The organism is Rhodococcus wratislaviensis (assembly GCF_041228765.1).
Taxonomy (GTDB): Bacteria; Actinomycetota; Actinomycetes; order Mycobacteriales; family Mycobacteriaceae; genus Rhodococcus_F; species Rhodococcus_F wratislaviensis.
This window is the reverse complement of the sequence record NZ_CP150488.1, coordinates 6,616,138-6,621,215: the sequence shown is the minus strand read 5'-3', so window position 1 is coordinate 6,621,215 and position 5,078 is coordinate 6,616,138. Positions and strand designations below refer to the sequence as shown.

Annotated in this window: 5 protein-coding genes; 3 read left to right on the top strand and 2 right to left on the bottom strand. The window is 68.6% G+C overall.

From position 1 onward, the window contains the following. The first annotated feature begins 78 nt into the window (after positions 1-78). Positions 79-492: a DUF1622 domain-containing protein gene (locus WKC72_RS30660; protein ID WP_112302124.1), complete on the top strand. Its 414-nt coding sequence runs from the start codon at positions 79-81 to the stop codon at positions 490-492. 18 nt (positions 493-510) lie between these two features. On the opposite strand, the gene WKC72_RS30655 is transcribed toward WKC72_RS30660, so the two are convergent. Both WKC72_RS30655 and dapD read right to left on the bottom strand, forming a co-directional pair. Further along, the gene (locus WKC72_RS30655; protein ID WP_037244319.1) at positions 511-1,875 is read right to left on the bottom strand and encodes an amino acid permease; all 1,365 of its coding nucleotides are present in this window, start codon (positions 1,873-1,875) and stop codon (positions 511-513) included. A gap of 31 nt (positions 1,876-1,906) precedes the next feature. Continuing rightward, positions 1,907-2,860, bottom strand: a complete 954-nt coding sequence (dapD, locus tag WKC72_RS30650; RefSeq protein WP_112302125.1) for a 2,3,4,5-tetrahydropyridine-2,6-dicarboxylate N-succinyltransferase — start codon at positions 2,858-2,860, stop codon at positions 1,907-1,909. 141 nt (positions 2,861-3,001) lie between these two features. Here dapD and WKC72_RS30645 point away from each other — a divergent pair, with 141 nt between their 5' ends. Continuing rightward, on the top strand, positions 3,002-3,955 hold the full coding sequence (locus WKC72_RS30645; protein ID WP_112302126.1) for an SMP-30/gluconolactonase/LRE family protein: 954 nt from the start codon (positions 3,002-3,004) through the stop codon (positions 3,953-3,955). A 41-nt stretch (positions 3,956-3,996) separates the two neighbouring features. Continuing rightward, positions 3,997-5,070 carry a succinyl-diaminopimelate desuccinylase gene (dapE, locus tag WKC72_RS30640; protein ID WP_370180659.1) on the top strand — a complete coding sequence of 358 codons (1,074 nt, stop codon included), beginning with the start codon at positions 3,997-3,999 and terminating at the stop codon, positions 5,068-5,070. Positions 5,071-5,078 lie beyond the last annotated feature (8 nt).

The following is a 5,078-nucleotide window of genomic DNA, read 5'->3' as shown; positions in this document are numbered from 1 at the left end:
TGACGGGAGGGCCGCTCACTACTGGCGATCGCACGGGAATCCACTGCGAACACCCTCCCGAACAGGAACACTCACACGATGGACACTGTCAGGTTCTTCGAACTCGCAACCGAAGTGTTCGAAGTCCTCGGCGTCCTCGCGATGGTTGTCGGGTTCGTCTTCGCCTTCTTCCTCGCGGTGCGCGCGTGGAGGAGGACCGGCGACGGTGCTCAGGCGTTCAAGACCCTGCGGGAATCGCTCGGGGGCGCGATCCTGCTCGGCCTGGAACTGCTCGTCGCGGCTGACATCGTCAAGACGGTCACCTCCACGCCGTCGCTGACCGATGCCGCCGTCCTGGGAGTGATCGTGCTGATCCGCACCGTGCTGAGCCTGTCCATCGAGATCGAAATCGACGGTGTCGCACCGTGGCGGAAGGCGTTGGTGACCGGTCCGCAGGTGCTCGCCCGCGCGGCACGTTCGTCCGCTGGCCAGGAGCCGGCTTCGGACCGGTGAGTTGCCGGCCCGAACCGGTCACACGGTCTGCGGCCGCTTGCGCAGCCGGGTGTTGAGCACACCGAGCGCCGCGATGACGAGGAACAGGACGCACGTCGAGATCAGCTGGGTGCGGGCATCGGAGTCGAAGAGCATGAGCACGACGAAACCGGCGAGCATTGCGAGCGTGAGGTAGCTCAGCCACGGGAACAGCCACATCCGGACGGTCAGCTTGCCCTCGCGTTCGAGCCGGGGGCGCAGCCTCAGATGCGACACGACGATGAAGATCCAGATGACCAGGAGCGCCGAACCGACGGCGTTCAGGAGAAGTCCCAGGAGGTCGTCCGGCAGCCACCAGTTGAGCAGCACGCTGACGAAACCGAAGAACACCGACAGCAGAACCGCATTGAGGGGCACCCCGGAATTCGAGATCCGTGCCATGAACGCGGGACCGTCGCCGCGCCGGGACAGCGAATACGCCATCCGCGACGTGCCGTAGATGTTGGCGTTGAACGCCGACAGCAACGCGACCACGACCACCAGTTCCATGAACCCGGCCACGTACGGGATGTGCGCCTGGTTGAGGACCGCCACGAACGGTCCGCTCTTCAGGTCCGAGGAATCCCACGGAAGAACGAGGACCATGATCGAGATCGAACCGAGGTAGAACACGCTGATTCGCCAGACGACGCTACGCACCGCCACGGCGATCGAGCGCTCGGGATCCTCGGATTCGGCGGCGGCGATGGTCACGATCTCGATGCCGCCGAAGGCGAATGCCACGACCAGCAGGCCCGCGGCGACACCGGCGAAGCCTTCGGGCATGAAGCCGCCGTGGCCGAAGAGGTTGGTGGTTCCCACCGGCTCGGTGTCCGGCAGCAGGCCGAACACCAGCAGCACACCGATCACCAGGAACGCGATGATGACGGTGACCTTGATGGCGGCGAACCAGAACTCGAACTCGCCGAAGTTACTGACCTTCGCCAGGTTGACGGCCGCGAAGAAGATCACGAACACGAGGGCGACGACCCATTGCGGAACGCCGGGCAGCCAGCCGCTCACGATGCCGGAGGCGCCGGTGATCTCGGCGCCGAGCACCATGATCAGCATGAACCAATAGAGCCAGCCCATGACGAATCCGGCCCATTCGCCGATGCCGATCCGCGCGTAGTGCGAGAAGGACCCGCTGGCGGGGATCGCCGCTCCCATCTCGCCGAGCATGCGCATCACGAAGACGACGATGATGCCGGCGAGCAGGTAGGAGACGAGGACGGCGGGACCGGCGGTCGCGATACCGACACCGGTACCGAGGAACAGCCCGGCACCGATCGCGGAACCGAGGCCCATCATCGTGAGATGACGGACCTTCAGGCCCCGGCCCAGTGTGCTGGTCGAATCGGTCATGGTGCCGGGTGTTCGCGTACCGCTCACGGGATCAGTCGTTTGCGTGCAGAGCGGCGTTCAGTTCGACGCCGGTGCCCTTCCACGGCACGACCTCGACGGCTCCCGACACGGAGTTGCGACGGAACAGCAGGTTGGACTGGCCGTTGAGTTCCTTGGCCTTCACGACGGTGCCGTCCGGCCCGGTGACCTTGGTTCCCGCGGTCACGTACAGGCCGGCTTCGAGGACGCAGTCGTCGCCGAGCGAGATGCCGAGACCGGCGTTGGCGCCGAGCAGGCAGCGCTTGCCGACGGAGATGGTTTCCTTGCCGCCACCGGACAGGGTGCCCATGATCGAGGCGCCGCCGCCCACGTCGGATCCGTCGTCGACGACGACGCCCGCGGAGATACGGCCTTCGACCATGGAGTTGCCGAGCGTGCCGGCGTTGAAGTTGACGAAGCCCTCGTGCATCACGGTGGTACCGCTGGCCAGGTGGGCGCCGAGGCGGACGCGGTCGGCGTCGGCGATGCGGACGCCGGACGGGACGACGTAGTCGACCATGCGCGGGAACTTGTCGACACCGAACACGGTGACCACGCCGCGGATGCGCAGGCGCGACCGCACCTTCTCGAAGCCCTCGACCGCGCAGGGACCGAAGTTGGTCCACACCACGTTGGACAGCAATCCGAACAGACCGTCGAGGTTGACGCCGTGCGGGGTCACGAGGCGATGCGAGAGGAGGTGAAGGCGCAGGTAGGCGTCGTGGGCGTCGACCGGCGGCGCCGACAGGTCGGCGATGGTGGTGCGCACCACGACCTGGTCGACCTCACGCGCTTCGTCGGGTCCGGCGAGGAGTGCCAGATCGGAGGGGATGTCGCCACCCTCGATCCGCACGGTGCCCGCGGCGTCGAAGTTTCCCAGCTCGGGCGCCGGGAACCAGGTGTCGAGGACCGTGCCGCCGACGGTCACGTTGGCGATGCCTACTGCTGATGCTCCCTGTGTGCTCACGGCAGTAAAGGTTACTGCCTCATTACTCGGGCATTCCCAGCGGTCGTTATCGGGGCGTGATCGAATCGAAACCGAGCGGGTTCCGGCCATGTGGGGGACCATGCACGGGGCACGTGAGACACACCGGGAAAGGTAGTGGGAATGCGCATTTCGCACTGGGGTCGATTCATCGGAGGAGGCGTGCGGGCCGTGGCCGCGGGCGCACTGCTCGCCGGGGCCGTGTCGGTGGTGGCGCCGCAGACCGCGTCCGCCGCTCCGGTGTGCCCGGGCGCCGGCCAGGCACCGGTCCTCGTCGGGCGGGTGCCGGGAGCGGCGCTCGAGGGCGTCGCCGTGGACGGCGGCGGCCGCCTCTACACGACGGACCTTCTGAGCGGGCGGGTGTTCCGCCTCGACGCCCCCGGAGCCCCCGCGGTCCCGGTCGCGACGGTGCCGGACGGCGGCGCCGGGGCGCTGGCCTGGGCGTCGGACGGATCGCTGCTGGTGGGGTACGGCGCGGACGCCCGCGTGTTCCTCGGCGACATCCTGCGTCCGGGTGCGATCGCGAAGCTGAACACCGCAACGAACGTGCTCACACCGTTCGTCTCGGGCCTGAGCGCGGCGAACGGACTCGACGTCGCCGCCGACGGAACGGCATACGCCACCAACGACTTCGGCACCCAGATCGGGCGGGTGTTCCCCGACGGGCGGGTGGAGCCCCACTGGGCGACTCTGCCCAGCGCCAACGGCGCGGTGCTCGGCGCGGACGACCGGTACCTCTACGTGTCGCGGACGTTCGTGAATCCGGGCGTGAGCCGGATCCCGCTCGCGAACCCCGGGGCGCCCGAGAGCATCCTCGACCTGTCCGGACTCGACAACTTCGCCGCACCCGACGGCCTGGCCCTGGACTCGCGAGGCCGTCCGGTGGTCCCGGCCAACGTGCGCGGCGAGATCTGGCGCCTCGACTCGCCGGGGCAGTACTGCGTGCTCGCGTCCGGTCTGCCCACGTCGAGCATGGTCGTGTACGGGCAGGGATCCGGCGGCTTCTCGGCGGGACGGCTGTTCCGCATCGGCTTCGACGGTGCGATCTACGAGATCCCGGGTGGCTTCGACGGGTAGCAACGCCCGAGCGGGCTGACTGGTCGGCTTAGGGTGGACGGGTGAGCCCACTCGACCTCCACGCCGATCCCATCGACCTCACCGCCGCCCTGGTGGACATCCCGAGCGTCTCGCACGACGAGTCGGCGATCGCCGACGCCGTCGAGTCGGCGCTGCGGGAGCAGACCACCGGTTTCGAGGTCATCCGCAACGGCAACGCCGTGCTCGCCCGGACCGATCGGGGACTGCCGAGCCGGGTGATGCTCGCCGGTCACCTCGACACCGTGCCGATCGCGGACAACGTCCCCTCGCGCCGTGAGGGCGACCTGCTGCACGGATGCGGAACGGTCGACATGAAGTCGGGCGACGCGGTGTTCCTGCATCTCGCCGCCACCACCCGGAACCTCGCGCACGATCTGACCCTGGTCTTCTACGACTGCGAGGAGATCGCGGCCGTCCACAACGGGCTCGGACGGATCGAACGCGAGATCCCCGAGTGGCTGCGCGCGGACGTCGCGATTCTCGGCGAGCCGACCGGAGGTCTCATCGAGGCGGGGTGCCAGGGCACGTTGCGGGTGACGCTGACCACCCGCGGCACCCGCGCGCACTCCGCGAGATCGTGGCTGGGCGACAACGCGATCCACCGCTTCGCCCCGGTCCTGCAGCGCCTGTCGGACTACACCGCGCGGTCGGTGGACATCGACGGCTGCGTGTACCGGGAAGGGTTGTCCGCCGTGCGGATCTCCGGCGGCGTCGCGGGCAACGTGGTTCCCGACGCGGCGGAGATGGACGTGAACTTCCGCTTCGCCCCCGACCGCAGCGCCGAGCAGGCCATCGACCACGTGCGGGAGGTCTTCGACGGTCTCGAGCTGGGTTTCGAGGTCACGGACCTGTCGCCGGGGGCCCTGCCCGGGTTGAGCGATCCGGCGGCTGCGGCCCTGATCGAGGCGGCGGGCGGCGAGTTCCGCGCCAAGTACGGGTGGACGGACGTGTCCCGGTTCTCCGCCCTCGGCATCCCGGCCGTCAACTACGGCCCCGGCGACCCGAACCTCGCCCACAAGCGGGACGAGCACGTGCCCGTGCAGCAGATCACCGATGTGACGAACGTGCTGCGCGCCTATCTGAGCGCCCCGTGACTGCTCGG